Source organism: Clostridium sp. CM039, assembly GCF_055081075.1.
This window is the reverse complement of the sequence record NZ_CM143649.1, coordinates 270,462-287,627: the sequence shown is the minus strand read 5'-3', so window position 1 is coordinate 287,627 and position 17,166 is coordinate 270,462. Positions and strand designations below refer to the sequence as shown.

The window sequence follows — 17,166 nt, the reverse complement described above, 5'->3', positions numbered from 1 at the left end:
TATTTATATTTTTTCAGATGCCTAAGATAACCTCCTCTACATAATCATCTATGAGAGCACTGGTTAAGTTTTTACCTCTACCTGCTCTATTTTGAACGTTTATATCCTCAAGTCTTATAATCTTTTTTTCCCCTTTAAATGAATTGACTGTTAAGCTTAAATTCTCGTCAAGCGTCACAACTATTTCATTACAGCCATCTACCTTTTCCGTTACTGAATTTACCAAATCTACAAATATAACTTCATCATCATCTTTTAAGCTTATGCCTGTTACCCCAGATGCAACTTTCCCCATAAAACTAATGTTATTTACGTTAAATCTTATGCACATTGCCTTTTTTGTCACCATTAACACATCTTTATCTACATTATCTAAGTTAATTTTTACAAAGATTAATTTATCTTCTTCTGTTTTAAGTTTGCACACCAACGTAGAGAAGAAATCCCCATCTAATTCACAAATTTTAGTTCGTTTTGTAAATCCTTTCTTTGTAAAAAGATATATACTTCTTTCTTCGTTGAAATCATCAACAGACATAATCCCTATTATTTTATCATCAATATTGAAATTATCCAGCAAAGTATTAATACATATGCCTTTCTTATTAATATTCTGAACCATATAACTCGGTAGTTTATGTACTAATCCTTTTTCCGTAAATATAAGCAATGTAGCCGATGATTTGGTATAAGTGCTTAATGGAGTATTAGTTTTTTTACTAGATATTTTTATTGCACCTTTTGCATTTATACTAAAATTAAATTCTTTATAATCATAACCCTCTGTAAATTCTAATTTTACCACAACGTCTCCTTGCGTTAAATTAAATAACTGAGTACCCAATATATTTCTAGGAACATCTTCAAGTATAGGTTCTTCTACACAAAATTCCAGGCCTTCTTTAGTTACTATCTTTATAAACCTTTCCTGTCTTTCCACAGGGATTAACTTAACTTCAAGAAGCTTTTCATTTTCTCTTAGTTTTAAAGCTAATAATTTAGTATAACCCGTAATGAATTTATCTAACTCTGTTTTCTTTATGTTTCCTTTGTTAGTAAAGAACATAAATTCCTTATTAGCTGATAAGTTTCCCAATAAGAAACAAGAAACCACCTTTTCTTTTGTTAAATCTATCCCGCGAATAAGGGTATCAATTCTTTCGCCCTTTTCCTTCCACTTATATTCCGGCACTAAATCTCCTCTTAGTTGATACATATTGCCTAGATCAGTAAAGATAATTAATGTATCTTTAGTATTGGTCTGTAGTAAATATGTATTAAAATCTCCCTCTCTATAGTCTATATCTTCTATGTTAATATTTGATCTATTATAGGATTTCATAGGCACTCGCTTTATATAACCCTCGTTAGATAAAGTTATCATAACATCCTCTACTACTAGTATATCTTCTACTTCTATTTTAGCTTGGCTATCATCCTCAATAATTTCCGTTCTTCTCGGATCATTATATTTTTCTTTAATTTCTGAGATTTCTGCTTTTATTACTTTAAGAAGTTCATTCTCATTTTCAAGAATTTTTTTATACCCCTTAATTAGTATTTCTAATTTTTTGTATTCCTTTAAAAATATCTTTATTTCAAGTCCTGTTAGCTTATATAACATCAGTTCAAGTATTGCTTCGGTTTGAAGCGCCGTAAAATTAAACTTATCTATCAGGTTCTGTCCAGCATCTTTTTTAGATTTTGAGCTTCTAATTGTTGCAATTATTTCATCCATTACATCTACAGCCTTAATAAATCCTTCTACAATATGGAATCTACTTTCTGCAACTTCTAGTTCTCTTTGGGTTCTTTTAGTAACAACATCCTTTTGGTGATTTAAGTAGTGCATTAATATGGTTTTAAGCCCCATAGTTTGGGGTTTGCCATTGGCCAAAGCTACCATGTTAAAAGATATATTGCACTGAAGTTCTGTTTTCATCATTAAATATTTAAGTACCTTGGTGGCAGTTTCCTTATTTGTTGACTTTTTAAATTCAATTACTGACCTAAGTCCGCTTCTATCAGATTCATCTCTAATGTCTACAATAGACTCTAAAGATTTTAAATGTTTTTTATCTGCTGTCATATCAGAAATAGATTGAAGTAATTTCGCCTTGTTTTTTCTATATGGAAACTCCGTAATAACTATGCCAAGTCGTCCACTTTCTAAAGCTTCAATTTTCATTTTGGAACGTAACGTTACCTTGCCTTCCCCAGTCTCATAGGCAGATTCCATAGCATTTTTGCCAATTATTACTCCTCCTGTTGGTAAATCGGGACCTTTAATATACTGCATAAGCTCTTTTGTTGTAAGCTCCTTATTATCCGCATAAGCGAGTAACCCATCAATTACCTCTCCTAAATTGTGAGGTGGTATATTTGTTGCTATTCCTACTGCTATACCAAAAGTTCCATTTACTAATAGATTTGGATATCTTGATGGAAGTACCGATGGTTCCTTCTCTGTATCGGAATAATTATCTACCATATCCACAACGCCTTTATCAATATCTCTTATCATCTCAAGAGCAATAGGAGAAAGCCTTGCCTCCGTATAACGCATTGCAGCTGCATTGTCCCCATCTTGACTTCCCCAATTCCCATGGCCATCTATCAATGGTTTTCTTGTGGCAAAAGATTGAGCTAGTATTACCATGGCACCATAAACAGAGCTATCTCCATGCGGATGGTATTTACCAAGAATATCTCCAACTATTCTTGCTGATTTATAATAAGGCTTATCTGGAAATGCCTTTAGCATATATGCTCCATAAAGAATCCTCCTATGCACTGGTTTTAAACCATCGCGTACATCTGGCAGTGCTCTTTCTCTTGCAACTTCCACGGCATATGGAAGATAGTTATCCGGCATAGCTTCTTCAATTGGAATCATTACTATATTATTATCTCTAGGTACATCAATTTTTTTTGCCATTTAGCAAATCCCCCCGTTAAAACTCAGCATATTTATACATATAATTTTTTCTAGGTGCAACAACATCGCCCATTAGAAGTGAAACCATCTTCTCAGCCTTTGCTGCATCCTCTATAGTAACCTGTTGAAGCGTCCTTGTAGCTGGGTTTAGTGTAGTTTCCCAAAGTTGATCTGGATTCATTTCTCCAAGACCCTTATATCTTTGGATAAAAGCGCCTTTCCCAATTTCTTTTTTCGTCTCAGCTAATTGCTCATCACTATATGCATACTTAGCCACTTCGCCATTTTTCGTGTTCCTATAAACCTTATAAAGTGGAGGCATTCCCATATAAAGATGACCTTTTGCAATTAGTGGCCTCATATACCTATAAATAAACGTCATCCATAATGTTCTAATATGATAGCCATCAACATCTGCATCACTTAAAATAATTATTTTATCATATTTTAAATCTTTTTCATGGTAATTTTCTAAAACTCCTGTTCCAATGGCAGTGTTGAATATTTTTAACTCTTCGCTAGCTAGTACATTTTCTAGCTTTTGCTTTTCTGTATTCATAATTTTACCTTTTGATGGCATTATAGATTGAAACCTTCTATCTCTAGCTTGCTTGGCACTTCCACCAGCTGAATCTCCTTCAACTACTATAAATTCTGTAACATTTGAATCTTTTATTGTACATACTGCAATCTTCCCTGCAAGAGGAGCTGCTCCCTTACCTACTTTTTTTCTTTCCGCTTCATTAATCTTTTTTATTTTATCCCGCCTAGATGCGGCAGACAGTGCATTATTTATTATGTTAGTAGCCATTTCTTTATTGTCTTCTATCCATTCTAAAATTTTAACATAACACAATTCATTCATCATGCTGTATGCCTCATTATTTCCTAGTTTGCTTTTAGTTTGGCCTTCAAAGATTGGGTTACTTATTTTAATTCTAACTATTGCTGTCATGCCTTCTCTCAAATCGTCACCTTCAAATTCCTTATCTTTCTCTTTTAAAAGATTAAGCTTTTTAGCTCCTTCTTTAAAAGCCCTTGTCATCCCTGTTTTAAATCCAGTTTCATGAGTTCCAGATTCTGTAGTTGGTATGTTATTGACATAGCTCGCAATGTATTCTGTAGTAGAATCAGTAAATTGAATACATATTTCTCCATACAATTGCATCCCATTTATCTCCTTTTCACCTTGAAAGAATATAGGGTCCTTGTGAAGAAGCGTTTTGCTTTCATTTAAATAATCAATAAAATCTAGAAGACCCCTGTCAGAGTAATATTCCTTTATGATGTTTCCGTCTTTTCTCTTATCTTTAAACACTAATGTAATTCCTTTATTTTGGAACGCCAATTCTTGTAATCTTTCATCAATAAAATCGTAACTGAATTCCAAAGTAGTAAATACATTTTTATCCGGCATAAAAGTAATCTTACTGCCTGTTTTTTTTGTTTCTCCTATGATTTCAAGCTTACCTACCGGTGTACCTGGCATAAGTCTTTTTAACTCAGCATCATAAGCATATTCAAATCTTTGAGTAAAAATTTTCCCCTTTTGTTTTATTTCAACTAGTAACCATTCTGATAATGCATTTACAACTGCTGCTCCAACACCATGAAGTCCACCAGAAGTTTTATAATTTTTATTATTAAACTTTCCGCCAGTATGAAGCTCAGTAAATACCATTTCTACACCAGATTTATTTTTTATAGGATGTATTCCTGTTGGAATACCCCTACCATTATCAACAATAGTGACACTTTTATCTTTATTTAATATAATTTCAGCTCTATCGCCGTAGCCATTAGCTATCTCATCTATAGAATTATCTAAAATTTCCCATATACAATGATGTAGACCTTTGCTGCCTGTAGACCCTATGTACATACCAGGTCTTATTCTCACAGGCTCCAGCTTTTCTAGAGAAGTTAAGTCTGTTACATCATATGTTTGAATTTCTTCTTTATCAAAACTCATAAAAATCCTCCAATAAAATTTTATCATACATTTGTTATTTTATATGTTTATTAGCAAAAGGTAAAGGGATTTATATAAAAAATCAGAACATTAGTTTCTGTTTTCAGAGGAGTTTTTATTCTTTTATATGGTTTTTACCCAATTTTATATAAAAATATTGACCGGCAGAATAAGCTTTTTCTACTGGTCAATACAGTAATTCGCTCTAATTTTAGTCACCAATATGCTCAATCTATTTTTTTATTAGTTGGTGGCAATAATGCCGCAGCTAATCTTATTAAATATTTTACGCTTTCATCATCTACATCACTATGAAAATTCAGTAAATTAATTCCTTCTTTTACAATTTTAAGAGCCTCTTCTTCTTTAAGGGTATTTTTGCTGTTTTTATAGTTAGTTTCTACATATTGCACTGCTTTTGAAACAATTCTAATAATCTTCTTAGCATTTTCAGGTGTAGATTCTTCAGCTGTTAAAGAATCAAGTATTATATAAGCAAGACCAAAATAGTCATCCTTAATATTTACACCTTTTTCTTTTAACAAATAAGCTAAATATCCAAGTCCCATTACTAAAAGCACTATTAGTACATATTGTGTAATTATCTCTACCATCACGTACCCTCCTTATTTGAGTTTATACTACTTTAATATGCCATTCAAATAAAAAAGGGTACATGTTTTAATTGAATTACAGAAATAATTGTGCTCATATTAAATATATTATTTTTCAATCTAATTATTTATAGTAATAATTTTTAATTTCCTCTCCTTAATTGGTAAAATTTTTTTATATATTATTTCAGCTATTTCTTTATGAATTTCTTTTGATACATGTATTCCATCAGCTAAAAAATATTCTTCCATATTTATGGTCTTTGGTATAATATTTGCTAAATCTATGGATATAATACTTTTTTCATTTCCATACTTAATTAATAAATTCCGCAGCTCTACTAACTGCTTATTAACCTTTGTATAATCCATATCCTCAAACATTAATTTTATTAAAATATCTTTTTTAACCGGTAATGGTATTAGTATTATCGGAACTATATTATTTGTTTCAGACATTTCTACCATGCTTTTTATATTTTTAAAAATAGTATCAATACCTACTTCTGAAAATATATCATTTGTTCCTCCCATAATTAAAACCCTTGATGGATTGTAATTAACAACATCTTTTCTGAACCTTTCTTTCATTTCGTACGTTGTGTCTCCCGGTATCCCTTTATTAATAATTTTTTCTTTTATTCTTTTAGCTATAAGGCTAACCCAATTTTCTGATTTATTAACTCCATAGCCAAAGGTTAAACTATCTCCAATACATACTATACTCACTTAATTCTCTCCTCGTTACTAATGCGTTTTGAAGGTCTACAATTAAAAGTGCTACATATATCCTAAATTAAATCATTTGCACATAATGGGGATAATTATTTTTCTATTGCCATATCATAAATCCCCCATTTATCATTTCCATACGTGAAGACCCCTTCATTATACTTTTCATCTACAATGCCTGTTGCTTTGTAGCAATAATGAGCAGATAGATTGTTATCAAATACACCCAAAGTAACTCTCTTTACCTTTAATATGTCAAAAGCATATCTTATGGCTAAAGATACCATCTCTTTTCCATACCCCTTTCCTCTAATCTGTGAATCTACAATAATAAATCCTAAATGGATGCTTTCATTTTGATAGTCTGCCATACGCATTAAAAAATGACCTACAGGTGTTCCTTCTTTATTAAGAGCACTCATTATCCACGCATTATCATCCTTTTCATAATTATGATAATACTGATTCAATTGCTCTTTAGTTAATGGATATGTGAATTTATCTGCACACCATTGTGCGAAAGTTAATTCATCGTTAAACCAATTTAAAATATATTGCGAATCGCTTAATTTATATGGTCTTAATCGAATCATATTCCCCCCCTAATATATAAGTAATTTTTTTTACAAGTTTTAATAACTCCATTTATTAGCTTATATTAATTCGTAGATTACTGATTGATGTACTCATTATTGAAAATTTATTTCTAATTTTTGAAAGGTGACAGCTATCTTTCAGATAATCTTTATGCCTAATACTACACTTTTAAAACAACTTCCACGAATAAATTATAACATTTTATACAATAATTAACTACTGACTAATACGGATTTTCGGCGTATTTATTCCGAGTTTTTATCTGGCTCCGCCCCTGAAAAAAGCAAAAAAAATAGAACTAAGGAACATCACTCCTTAGTTCTATCTTAGCCCTTGATATATATGGCTACACAACTTTTACTATATCTACAATAGTCTCTATATGAGGAGTGTGTGGGAACATATCCATTAGTATTACCTTTTGCACCTTATAACCTCTGTTGATCATTTCCTTAAGATCAACTACTAGACTTTTAGGATTACAAGAAACATAAACTATGTGCCTGGCATCAAATTTTATTACATAATCTAATGCTGTAGGATGTACTCCAGCTCTTGGAGGGTCTAGAATAATGCTATCTGGTTTATCTTTTACCTCTTTAATAACCTTCGCTATATCCCCTGCTATAAACTCACAATTGTCTAATTTATTAATTTTTGCATTTTCATTTGCAGCATCAACTGCTTCTTCTATTAATTCAATTCCCAAAACTTTTTTTGCTTTAGCTGCAACAATTTGTCCTATAGTTCCCGTTCCACAATATAAATCAAAAACTACCTTTGATTCTGATTCGCCTAAAAAATCTCTAACTAAGCTATAAAGCTTTTCTGCTCCTTTTGTATTAGTTTGAAAGAAAGCAAAAGGATTAATTTTGAACTTAAGATCTAATAATTCTTCCATAATATATTCTCTTCCATATAATGTTTCAGTTTTATCTGCTTGAACTATATCTGATAATGAGTCATTAAATGTATGTATTATTCCTGTAATGACTCCCTCACATTTTAATTCCTTAAGCATATTAGTTATTTCACTAAAATCAAAATCTACTTGAGATGTAGTTACTATGTTTACTAATATTTCACCAGTGTTTTGGGCCTTTCGAATAACTAAGTTTCTTAAATATCCCTCACGCTCCATTACATTATAGTGTGTAAATTTTAACCCTTTAAAATAGTTTAATACTAATTTCAGAATTTCTCTAAAATCCACATCTACTATTCTACAATCATCAACAGTAACTATACTAAAGCTTCTTCCTTTGGTATGCATTCCTAGAGTTAATTCTTCACCCTTTCGAAAGTCACCAAATGTAAATTCCATCTTATTTCTATATTCGAACTGTTCAGGACTCTTTTCTATACCTAGAAACTCAAAATCTTTTATTTCTGCTTGTTCAAACAACTTTAATACCTGTTGCTTTTTAAATTCTAATTGTTTTTCATAAGAAAGAAATTGATGGCTACATCCTCCACATAAATCTGTAATCTTGCAAAGAGGCTCAATTTTGTAGTCTACATCTTCAAGTATTTTTACAAGCTTTGCTTCTACTACATCTTGTTTCTTTTTTGCTACTTTAGCAATTACCTTTTGCCCTGGCAATGTATTTTTTATCAAAACTTTTTCACCTTCGTAAAATGCTATGCCCTGTGCTGGAAATTCTAAGTTTTCTATATAAAATTCATATTCTTTTCTTTTTTGCATATTGTTTTCTCAAACTCCTATCTTTTTGTAATAATTAGTCCAGATACTTTGTTACCAAATGTAGCAGACGTTTTTCCACTTTCCATAATGCTCATGTATAGTACCATAACAACCATAAAGATTATAAATGACATTTGGAACTTTTGAGCTACAGCATATCCTGCTAATTTAATCACCGCATCTATCACAAATACTCCTACTGTTGATATTGCCCCTATAACTATCAAATCTATAAGGCTAGCTGTAAAAGCATCTACAAAAGTAGGTTTAATAGCTTTGACCTCATTTGAATTTCCACATCTAATACCCTGTTTGTTACTATCCGCTTCAATTGTTTTTTCATTTTGTTCTACCATTTTAAATCCTCCCCATATTATATTATTTTCATAAAGTTTATTTTGTTAATTTCGCATTAGAGAAATATTTATAATTTTTTAATCCCATCTATATATAATACGTATATATTACATATAAATCAATAGGCTATTAAGGAGTATTCAAATAAATTACAAATTAGTATGCTACTCTATTTTGATTATTACTTGACTTAAATCATCACTGTACTCCTTTACAACATCTTAGAAATCATATATATTAATAGTAGGACTTTATATTCATTCTTAAATAATAAAACTTAGGTAGGTGCCATATGATTACTAAAATTATTCTTCTATGCATAGCTGGTTTTTTAGCATCCTTTGTAGATTCCATAGCAGGGGGTGGTGGTTTAATAAGCGTCCCTGCCTTTATGCTTGCAGGTCTGCCTCCTCACATGGTGCTTGGCACTAACAAATTCAGTGCCACTGCTGGTTCTTTTACTAGTTCTCTCGGATTTATAAAATCAGGCAAGGCTGATTTTAAGCTTTTAAAATATCTTATTCCCTTTACATTCATAGGTGCAATGTTAGGTGTTAGAACGGTACTAAATATAGACCAAAAATTTCTAAATGGATTGGTATTAATTCTCATCTTATTTATCGGAATTTATACTCTTTTTTCTAAATCTTTAGGACTTGAAGATAAATTTCAAGGGCTTACTAAAAAAAATGTTATATACGGTATAATACTTGCTCTCTCTCTAGGTTTTTATGATGGTTTTTTCGGTCCTGGAACTGGTTCCTTTTTAGTATTTGGATTTATAAGTATCTTCGGGTTTAACTTTGTAGTATCTTCCGCTAATGCCCGCATTTTAAACTTTATAAGCAATATTACAGCCCTAATTTTGTTTGCCATAAGTGGTAAAATAAATTACATGATAGGAGTACCTGTTGCAATATCTATGATTTTAGGGGCTAAAGTGGGTACAAGCGTTGCGTTAAATAAGGGTTCAAAACTTATAAAACCTATATTTGTAACCATGTCTTTAGCTGTTGCCGTGAAAATGCTTATAAGCATTTTTTAATAGGCTTACATAATGAAAAGGTAGATGATTTATAAATCATCTACCTTTTTTGTTATTTTAATATCCCAATATCCATTCTATAGTACATTGCATCAAACTGAATTTTCTTCATATCATCATAAGCTATTTCCCTTGCTTTTTTAAGTGTTTGCCCAAGACCTGTTATTCCCAAAACCCTACCACCAGCTGTCCTCATAATACCATCATCGCATGTGGCACCTGCTAGAAATAGCTTGCCTTCTAATTTACTACGCTCACTTATTTCAAATCCTGTATCGTATTTTCCCGGGTAACCCTTCGATGCCGCAATTAGGCAGCAAGAATATCCTTCATTCCATTCTAATCTAAAGTTTTTAAGTTCACCATCTATAGCGCTAATCACAAGCTCTGTAAAATCACTTTTCATAAGTGGAAGAACCGCTTGCGTCTCTGGGTCTCCAAACCTTACATTATATTCAAGCAAATATACACCCTTTTTCGTTATCATTATACCAAAAAATATTACGCCTGTATAATCCATTTTTTCCTCTTGAATTCCTTTAAGAGTAGGCTTTAATATATTTTCACAAAATTCATCTAATACCTCTTTATCACAATATGGATTTGGTGCTATAGCTCCCATCCCTCCTGTATTAGGTCCATTATCATCGTCAAATATTTGTTTATGATCTTTTGAAGATACAAAAGGAATTATAACTTTTCCATCTGTTATGGAGAGTATCGACGATTCTACGCCTTCTAAAAACTCTTCAATTATAATTTTCTTTCCGCTACCTTTAAATATATCTAACACCATAAAATCATTTATGCTTTTCTCCGCCTCAGTAAAGTCATTACATATAATAACTCCTTTACCTGCTGCCAAGCCATCTGCTTTAATTACTATAGGATATTCACAGTTTTTCAAATACCCTATAGCTTCATTCTCATTTTCAAAAACTTCATATACAGCTGTTTTTATACCATATTTTTTCATAAACTCTTTAGAATAAGCTTTACTTCCTTCAAGCCTTGCCGCTTTTTCACTAGGTCCTAATATCTTAAGTCCTTTTTGTTTAAACTTATCTACTATACCTTGTACCAGCCATTCCTCTGATCCAACTATTGTGATATCTATCTTATTTTTTATAGCGAATGCTAAAAGCTCATCTATTTGCCTAATATTAATATTCTCACACTTGTTTTCTCTGCATGTGCCACCATTACCAGGCGCACAATACACCTTCTCGACAATGGAATTCTCTGCAACCTTTGATACTAAAGCATGCTCGCGTCCTCCAGAACCAATAACTAATACCTTCATAAATCAGCCTCCTAATGTTTGAAATGTCGAGTGCCCGTAAACACCATGGAAATTCCATTTTCATTACATGCATCTATTGATTTTTGATCATTTATAGATCCACCTGGTTGTATAATTGCTTTTATGCTGTATTTTGCAGCTAGCTCCACAACGTCTCCAAATGGGAAATATGCATCTGATGCCATTATTGTAGCATCTACTGCCCTTTCTAATGATTGCTCTGCTGCCCATATTCTATTTACCTGACCTGCACCAATCCCCTTAGTCACCCCATCTTTAACCACTACAATAGCATTTGATTTAACATACTTAACTACTTTCATGGCAAATATCAAATCTTTCATTTCATCATTTGTTGGGCCCTTCTTTGTAACTACTTTTATATCATCTATTAATTTATCATCTGAACTTTGTACCAATATTCCACCATCGACGTTAACAATATTTTTTGTGCCAACTGCTTTACTTAAACATTTTATGACTCTTAAATTTTTCTTACCTTTTAAAACTAGTAATGCTTCCTCATCAAACTCTGGTGCAATAATAACCTCTAAAAATATTTTTATAAGTTCTTCTGCAGTTTCTTTATCTATCTTTTTGTTAAAAGCAACAATGCCCCCAAAAATAGACATTGGATCACATTCATATGCCTTTTTATATGTATCAAGTACGCTGCTACCAGTAGCTACGCCGCAAGGGGTATTGTGTTTTAACGCGCAACAAGCAATTTCATCAAATTCGCATACTACCTTCCAAGCAATATCCATGTCCTTTATATTGTTATAAGATAATTCCTTGCCATTTAATTGATTAAAATCCTTCATTGCTCCATTTCCTGCAGCCGATATATAATAAGCTGCGCTTTGATGAGGATTTTCACCATATCTTAAATCCATTTGTTTTTTATAAGAAACAGCCAAATAATCTGGATATGAATCCTCACCCAGTAAAAAATTACTTATTGCTGCATCGTAAGCTGATGTTAAATTGAACACTTTGCCTGCTAGATATTTTCTAGTTTTTAAATCCACTTCTTCTTTATCATCCATTTTCTTTATAATATTTTGATAATCTGTTGTGTCACTTAGTACAATAACATCTTTGAAATTTTTAGCTGCTGCCCTTAGCATAGTTGGTCCACCGATATCAATAAATTCAACTTTCTCTTGAAAATTTATCTCTTCGCATACTTTATCAAAGAAAGGATAAAGATTAACTACTACCATATCAATAGGTTTTATTCCTTTAGCTTTTATAGTTGCCATATGTTCTTCATTATCTCTCACTGCTAGTATTCCACTATGAATAACTGGATGTAATGTTTTAACTCTCCCACCTAATATCTCTTCAAATCCTGTAACATCAGATATTTCCGAAACTTTTATGCCATTTTCTTTTAAGTACTTAAAAGTTCCACCTGTAGATATAATCTCTACTCCATTTTTTTGAAGGGATGTAGCAAGTTCTAAAATATTCTCTTTATCAAAAACACTTATAAGCGCTGTTTTAATCATTATTAATCCACCTTTCCAATAGCTAATACTTTTCTTCCTTTAATTTCTATTTCATTCTCACTTATTAATTTAATGGCTTCTGGTAGTGCTTTATGTTCCTCATTTAAAACCCTTAGCTTTAAATCTTTTGCTGAATCTTGACTATAAACATCTACAACCTTTTGAATTATAATTGGTCCTGAGTCTGTACCTTCGTCTACGAAGTGGACAGTACATCCTGAAACTTTAACACCGTATTCTATAGCTTTTTCATGAACTTTCATACCGTACATTCCCTCCCCACAAAAAGATGGAATAAGCGCTGGGTGAATATTAATAATTTTATTTTTAAATACACAAAGAAGTTTCCCTTGAAGTATAGATAAAAACCCAGCAAGCACTATTAGATCTACTTTTCCGTCGACAATTCTTAATATTTCATCTGAAACCCCAGTACCTAACTGTTTTCTATCTAATATATATGTCTTTATATTTTTAGATTTTGATCTTTCTATGCCATATGCATCTTTTTTATCACTAATTACTGCTTCTATAGAGCAGTTTAAGTATCCACTTTCTATATTATCTATTATTGCTTGAAGATTGCTTCCGCTCCCTGATATCAGTACAGCTATTTTAAGCAAACTCCTGCACCCCCAGCTTCAACGTGCCCAATTTTATATGCTCTATCCCCTAAATCATTAATTGTCTTTATAATCTTTAAAGTATCCTTATCTTCAACGCATAATACATATCCTATTCCCATATTATATGTATTAAACATATGTTCCTGCGTTACCCCGAGAGACATAAGATGCCTAAAAATATCTGGAGTATTAAAACTATTTTTATCTACCACTGCTGTGAATTTTTCACTAAACATTCTAGGTATGTTTTCATAAAAACCACCACCTGTTATATGTGCCATTCCCTTTATATCAAATTTTTCTAAAAGACTTAATATAGTTTTCACATAAATTTTTGTTGGAGTCAAAAGTGTCTTTCCAATCTTTTCACCATTAAAATCAATATCTAAATCTGGTATTAATTTTCTAACTAATGAATACCCATTGCTATGAAGACCTGTTGACTCAATACCTATAAGTGAATACCCATCTTTGATTGCAGATCCGTCAATAATTTTGTGTTTATCCACTATGCCAACAGTAAATCCCGCCATATCATATTCCCCATCTCTATAGAACCCTGGCATTTCCGCAGTTTCACCACCTATAAGTGCACATCCTGATTGAATACATCCATCAGATACACCTTTTACCAGTTGTGATGATACTTTAGAATCTAATTTACCACAAGCTATATAGTCTAAAAAGAAAAGTGGTTTTGCACCATGGCAAAGGACATCATTTACACACATAGCAACACAATCAATTCCTACAGTGTCATATTTATTCATTCTAAATGCAATATCAAGTTTTGTACCTACTCCATCAGTGCCTGAAACTAAAATAGGATTTTTATAACCCTCGCCTATTTCGAACATACCAGCAAAACTTCCTAAATGGTTTAAAACACCTTTTGTAAATGTGGCTGCCGCATATTCTTTTATAAGCTTTACTGATTTGTATCCTTCTTCAATATTAACACCTGCATCTTTATAAGTTATCATGAATATCCCCTACCTTTCTAATCTTTCTTTTTCATTTTCATATGGAGCTGATACTGGATATGTACCATTAAAGCACCCTAAACAAAATTCAGTATGACCAAGAGATTTTAATAATCCATCTATGCTTAGATATCCTAAACTATCTGCACCTATTTCTTGTCTAATTTCATCTACGGAAGTATTCGCCCCAATTAAATCTTTTCTATAAGGTGTATCTATTCCAAAATAACATGGATATTTCACTACTGGTGAGCAGACCCTAAAATGAACTTCTTTCGCTCCAGCTTTTTTTAATATTTCAACTAATCTTTTACTTGTGGTTCCGCGAACTATTGAATCATCTATTAGAATAACTCTTTTACCTTCTACATTTATTTTTAATGCGTTTAGTTTTACAGACACTGCCCTTTCCCGAATTTCTTGAGTGGGACTTATAAAGGTTCTACCTACATATCTGTTTTTTATAAGACCCATTCCAAAAGGTATTCCAGATATTTTAGAATATCCTATTGCTGCGGCCATACCTGAATCTGGAACCCCTATAACCATATCGGCATCGACTGGTGATTCTTTAAATAGCTGTTCTCCAGCTGCCACTCTTGAAGTGTACACGTTAATCCCATCAATAGTACTGTCTGGTCTTGCAAAATATATATATTCAAATGAACAAGTTGCATTTTTAATTTTTTCCGCAAAATTAATTGATGTAAGTCCATTTTTATCTATTATTACTATCTCACCAGGCTTTACATCTCTTAAAAAGTCTGCACCTACTGCATCAAGTGCACAACTTTCCGATGCAAGAATATAATTATTACCTATTGTCCCGATGCAAAGAGGCCTAATACCATTTTGATCTCTAACTCCTATTAACTTTTCCTTTGTAAGCATTACTATTGCATAAGACCCTTTAATAGCCTGTATTGCATCCACTACGGCCTTTTCAATTCCTTTTTTTGCGCCTCTAGCAATTAGATTTAATATAACTTCTGAATCTATGGATGTTTGAAACATATATCCACAATCCTCTAGTAATTCTCTTATGACATCTTCATTTACTAAATTACCATTATGCGCTATAGCTATGTCACCAAGACTAAATTTACTTAAAAGTGGCTGTGCATTTTTTACTTCACTGCCTCCTGTCGTTGAATATCTAACATGCCCTATGGCAGCATGACCCTTCATTAGTTTAATCTTTTCATCATTAAAAACATCACACACAAGGCCCATAGCCTTTTCACAAGTGAGGGTAGTTCCATTCGAATATACTATCCCAGCACTTTCTTCTCCCCTATGCTGCAAAGCATAAAGTCCATAATAAGTTAAAGATGCAACATCTAAGTCTTTATCCGGTGAAAAAACCCCAAAAACACCACATTCCTCTTTAAACTTATCTTCATCTTTTAGCTTATTTTCATCATTAATGGATATTTGGTTTAATTCTACAACTTTATTCAAAGAAATCCCTCCCCACTATTTCTTGTATATATCTTATTTATTATTTATTCTACTTAATATTTCCTCGTAAGCTTCTGTAACATTACCCAAATCTCTTCTAAATCTATCTTTATCCAATTTTTCTCCAGTTTTAACATCCCAAAATCTACAAGTATCTGGTGATATCTCATCTGCCAAAATTATTTCTCCATTAAATCTCCCAAACTCTAATTTGAAATCTATTAAATTAATATCTTTTTCAAAGAAAATTTCCTTTAGAATATCATTTATTTTTGAAGCCATTTTATATATTTCTAATAATTCGTCAAAAGTCGAAAGGCCCATTGCTACTGCATGATAATCGTTTATAAGTGGATCACCTAATTCATCATTTTTATAACTTAACTCGAGGACTGTTGTTTTTAGCTTAGTTCCTTCCTCTATTCCATATCGTTTTGCCATGCTACCAGCGGCAACATTTCTTACGATTACTTCTAGAGGCACTATTTCAACCTTTTTACAAAGTTGTTCTCTATCGCTTATTTTTTTAATAAGGTGAGTTTTTATACCTTTTTTCTCTAATAACTCAAATAACATAGTAGTTATGCTATTATTTAAAATTCCCTTTTTCTCAATTTGAGCTTTTTTAATTCCATTAAATGCTGTTGCATCATCTTTATAATATACTCTGACCTCATCCTTATTATCTGTGCTAAACATTTTTTTTGCTTTTCCTTCATATAACAATACTGAATTTTCCACTAACAATCACTCCTCAAATTTTAATTTATAAACCGCATTCCTTAACTTTCATTTTAAAATTCTATATCTTCTTCATTCTCTGCTATAAATTTTTCTTTCATTTCTTCTCTATATTTAATTAATTTATTTTTAAGTTCAATATACTTAAGGGATAAAATTTGAACTGCAAGCATTCCAGCATTATAGCTGTTATTGATGCCCACAGTAGCAACCGGAATTGCTTTTGGCATTTGAACAATTGAAAGTAGTGAGTCTATACCACCAAGAGCCGCTTTAATGGGCACTCCAATCACCGGCATTACTGTATGTGATGCAATTACACCTGGAAGATGCGCTGCAAGTCCTGCCCCTGCTATGATACATTCTACCCCATTATATTCCATTTCATTTATTACTTCCTTTAATTTTTCTGGTACTCTGTGAGCTGAGAGAATATGTACTTCATAATCTACATCAAATTCCTTAAGTGCTATCGCTGCATTTTTCATTATATCCTTATCTGATTTACTTCCAAAAATAACTCCTACCTTCATTTTATTACCTCCCCAATGTAATTAAATAACAACTTTTATAATTTC

Annotated in this window: 15 protein-coding genes; 1 reads left to right on the top strand and 14 read right to left on the bottom strand. The window is 31.9% G+C overall.

The window, feature by feature from the left end; genetic code table 11:
• Positions 1-13 precede the first annotated feature (13 nt).
• The 7 genes from ACWJJ2_RS01255 to ACWJJ2_RS01225 all read right to left on the bottom strand — a co-directional run bounded on the left by ACWJJ2_RS01255 (position 14) and on the right by ACWJJ2_RS01225 (position 8,914).
• Positions 14-2,938 carry a DNA topoisomerase IV subunit A gene (locus ACWJJ2_RS01255; protein ID WP_462953736.1) on the bottom strand — a complete coding sequence of 975 codons (2,925 nt, stop codon included), beginning with the start codon at positions 2,936-2,938 and terminating at the stop codon, positions 14-16.
• A gap of 16 nt (positions 2,939-2,954) precedes the next feature.
• Positions 2,955-4,910 carry a DNA gyrase/topoisomerase IV subunit B gene (locus tag ACWJJ2_RS01250; RefSeq protein ID WP_462953735.1) on the bottom strand — a complete coding sequence of 652 codons (1,956 nt, stop codon included), beginning with the start codon at positions 4,908-4,910 and terminating at the stop codon, positions 2,955-2,957.
• 227 nt (positions 4,911-5,137) lie between these two features.
• A complete protein-coding gene (locus tag ACWJJ2_RS01245) occupies positions 5,138-5,524 on the bottom strand; it encodes a hypothetical protein (RefSeq protein ID WP_216303991.1) in 387 nt (128 codons plus the stop codon).
• 120 nt (positions 5,525-5,644) lie between these two features.
• Positions 5,645-6,253 carry a GDSL-type esterase/lipase family protein gene (locus ACWJJ2_RS01240; protein WP_216303990.1) on the bottom strand — a complete coding sequence of 203 codons (609 nt, stop codon included), beginning with the start codon at positions 6,251-6,253 and terminating at the stop codon, positions 5,645-5,647.
• Between the two features lie 95 nt (positions 6,254-6,348).
• Positions 6,349-6,849 carry a GNAT family N-acetyltransferase gene (locus tag ACWJJ2_RS01235; protein ID WP_216303989.1) on the bottom strand — a complete coding sequence of 167 codons (501 nt, stop codon included), beginning with the start codon at positions 6,847-6,849 and terminating at the stop codon, positions 6,349-6,351.
• Between the two features lie 350 nt (positions 6,850-7,199).
• Complete coding sequence (rlmD, locus tag ACWJJ2_RS01230) at positions 7,200-8,558, bottom strand: 23S rRNA (uracil(1939)-C(5))-methyltransferase RlmD (protein ID WP_216303988.1); 1,359 nt, start codon at positions 8,556-8,558, stop codon at positions 7,200-7,202.
• Between the two features lie 17 nt (positions 8,559-8,575).
• Positions 8,576-8,914 carry an RDD family protein gene (locus tag ACWJJ2_RS01225; RefSeq protein ID WP_220285945.1) on the bottom strand — a complete coding sequence of 113 codons (339 nt, stop codon included), beginning with the start codon at positions 8,912-8,914 and terminating at the stop codon, positions 8,576-8,578.
• Between the two features lie 293 nt (positions 8,915-9,207).
• Between ACWJJ2_RS01225 and ACWJJ2_RS01220 the strand changes: the two genes are divergently transcribed.
• Positions 9,208-9,960, top strand: a complete 753-nt coding sequence (locus ACWJJ2_RS01220; protein ID WP_216303986.1) for a TSUP family transporter — start codon at positions 9,208-9,210, stop codon at positions 9,958-9,960.
• A gap of 52 nt (positions 9,961-10,012) precedes the next feature.
• Here the strand turns inward: ACWJJ2_RS01220 and purD are convergent, their stop codons facing one another.
• The 7 genes from purD to purE all read right to left on the bottom strand — a co-directional run bounded on the left by purD (position 10,013) and on the right by purE (position 17,121).
• The gene (gene purD / locus ACWJJ2_RS01215; RefSeq protein ID WP_216303985.1) at positions 10,013-11,263 is read right to left on the bottom strand and encodes a phosphoribosylamine--glycine ligase; all 1,251 of its coding nucleotides are present in this window, start codon (positions 11,261-11,263) and stop codon (positions 10,013-10,015) included.
• Between the two features lie 11 nt (positions 11,264-11,274).
• Entirely contained in the window at positions 11,275-12,777 is a 1,503-nt protein-coding gene (gene purH / locus ACWJJ2_RS01210) for a bifunctional phosphoribosylaminoimidazolecarboxamide formyltransferase/IMP cyclohydrolase (RefSeq protein WP_462952895.1), read from the bottom strand.
• A gap of 2 nt (positions 12,778-12,779) precedes the next feature.
• Complete coding sequence (gene purN, locus ACWJJ2_RS01205) at positions 12,780-13,400, bottom strand: phosphoribosylglycinamide formyltransferase (protein ID WP_462952894.1); 621 nt, start codon at positions 13,398-13,400, stop codon at positions 12,780-12,782.
• Positions 13,388-14,386: a phosphoribosylformylglycinamidine cyclo-ligase gene (purM, locus tag ACWJJ2_RS01200; protein ID WP_216303982.1), complete on the bottom strand. Its 999-nt coding sequence runs from the start codon at positions 14,384-14,386 to the stop codon at positions 13,388-13,390. Before purM ends, purN begins: the two co-directional genes overlap by 13 nt.
• Positions 14,387-14,395: 9 nt before the next feature.
• Complete coding sequence (gene purF, locus ACWJJ2_RS01195) at positions 14,396-15,820, bottom strand: amidophosphoribosyltransferase (protein WP_216303996.1); 1,425 nt, start codon at positions 15,818-15,820, stop codon at positions 14,396-14,398.
• Between the two features lie 60 nt (positions 15,821-15,880).
• The gene (gene purC, locus ACWJJ2_RS01190) at positions 15,881-16,546 is read right to left on the bottom strand and encodes a phosphoribosylaminoimidazolesuccinocarboxamide synthase (protein WP_253198258.1); all 666 of its coding nucleotides are present in this window, start codon (positions 16,544-16,546) and stop codon (positions 15,881-15,883) included.
• A gap of 95 nt (positions 16,547-16,641) precedes the next feature.
• The gene (purE, locus tag ACWJJ2_RS01185) at positions 16,642-17,121 is read right to left on the bottom strand and encodes a 5-(carboxyamino)imidazole ribonucleotide mutase (protein ID WP_216303980.1); all 480 of its coding nucleotides are present in this window, start codon (positions 17,119-17,121) and stop codon (positions 16,642-16,644) included.
• Between the last annotated feature and the right edge of the window lie 45 nt (positions 17,122-17,166).

Bases quoted from the DNA above. Each gene is read 5' to 3' on its own strand.
- ACWJJ2_RS01255 (WP_462953736.1), bottom strand. From the start codon at position 2,938: ATGGCAAAAAAAATTGATGTACCTAGAGATAATAATATAGTAATGATT.
- ACWJJ2_RS01250 (WP_462953735.1), bottom strand. From the start codon at position 4,910: ATGAGTTTTGATAAAGAAGAAATTCAAACATATGATGTAACAGACTTA.
- ACWJJ2_RS01245 (WP_216303991.1), bottom strand. From the start codon at position 5,524: ATGGTAGAGATAATTACACAATATGTACTAATAGTGCTTTTAGTAATG.
- ACWJJ2_RS01235 (WP_216303989.1), bottom strand. From the start codon at position 6,849: ATGATTCGATTAAGACCATATAAATTAAGCGATTCGCAATATATTTTA.
- rlmD (WP_216303988.1), bottom strand. From the start codon at position 8,558: ATGCAAAAAAGAAAAGAATATGAATTTTATATAGAAAACTTAGAATTT.
- ACWJJ2_RS01225 (WP_220285945.1), bottom strand. From the start codon at position 8,914: ATGGTAGAACAAAATGAAAAAACAATTGAAGCGGATAGTAACAAACAG.
- ACWJJ2_RS01220 (WP_216303986.1), top strand. From the start codon at position 9,208: ATGATTACTAAAATTATTCTTCTATGCATAGCTGGTTTTTTAGCATCC.
- purD (WP_216303985.1), bottom strand. From the start codon at position 11,263: ATGAAGGTATTAGTTATTGGTTCTGGAGGACGCGAGCATGCTTTAGTA.
- purH (WP_462952895.1), bottom strand. From the start codon at position 12,777: ATGATTAAAACAGCGCTTATAAGTGTTTTTGATAAAGAGAATATTTTA.
- purM (WP_216303982.1), bottom strand. From the start codon at position 14,386: ATGATAACTTATAAAGATGCAGGTGTTAATATTGAAGAAGGATACAAA.
- purC (WP_253198258.1), bottom strand. From the start codon at position 16,546: ATGTTTAGCACAGATAATAAGGATGAGGTCAGAGTATATTATAAAGAT.
- purE (WP_216303980.1), bottom strand. From the start codon at position 17,121: ATGAAGGTAGGAGTTATTTTTGGAAGTAAATCAGATAAGGATATAATG.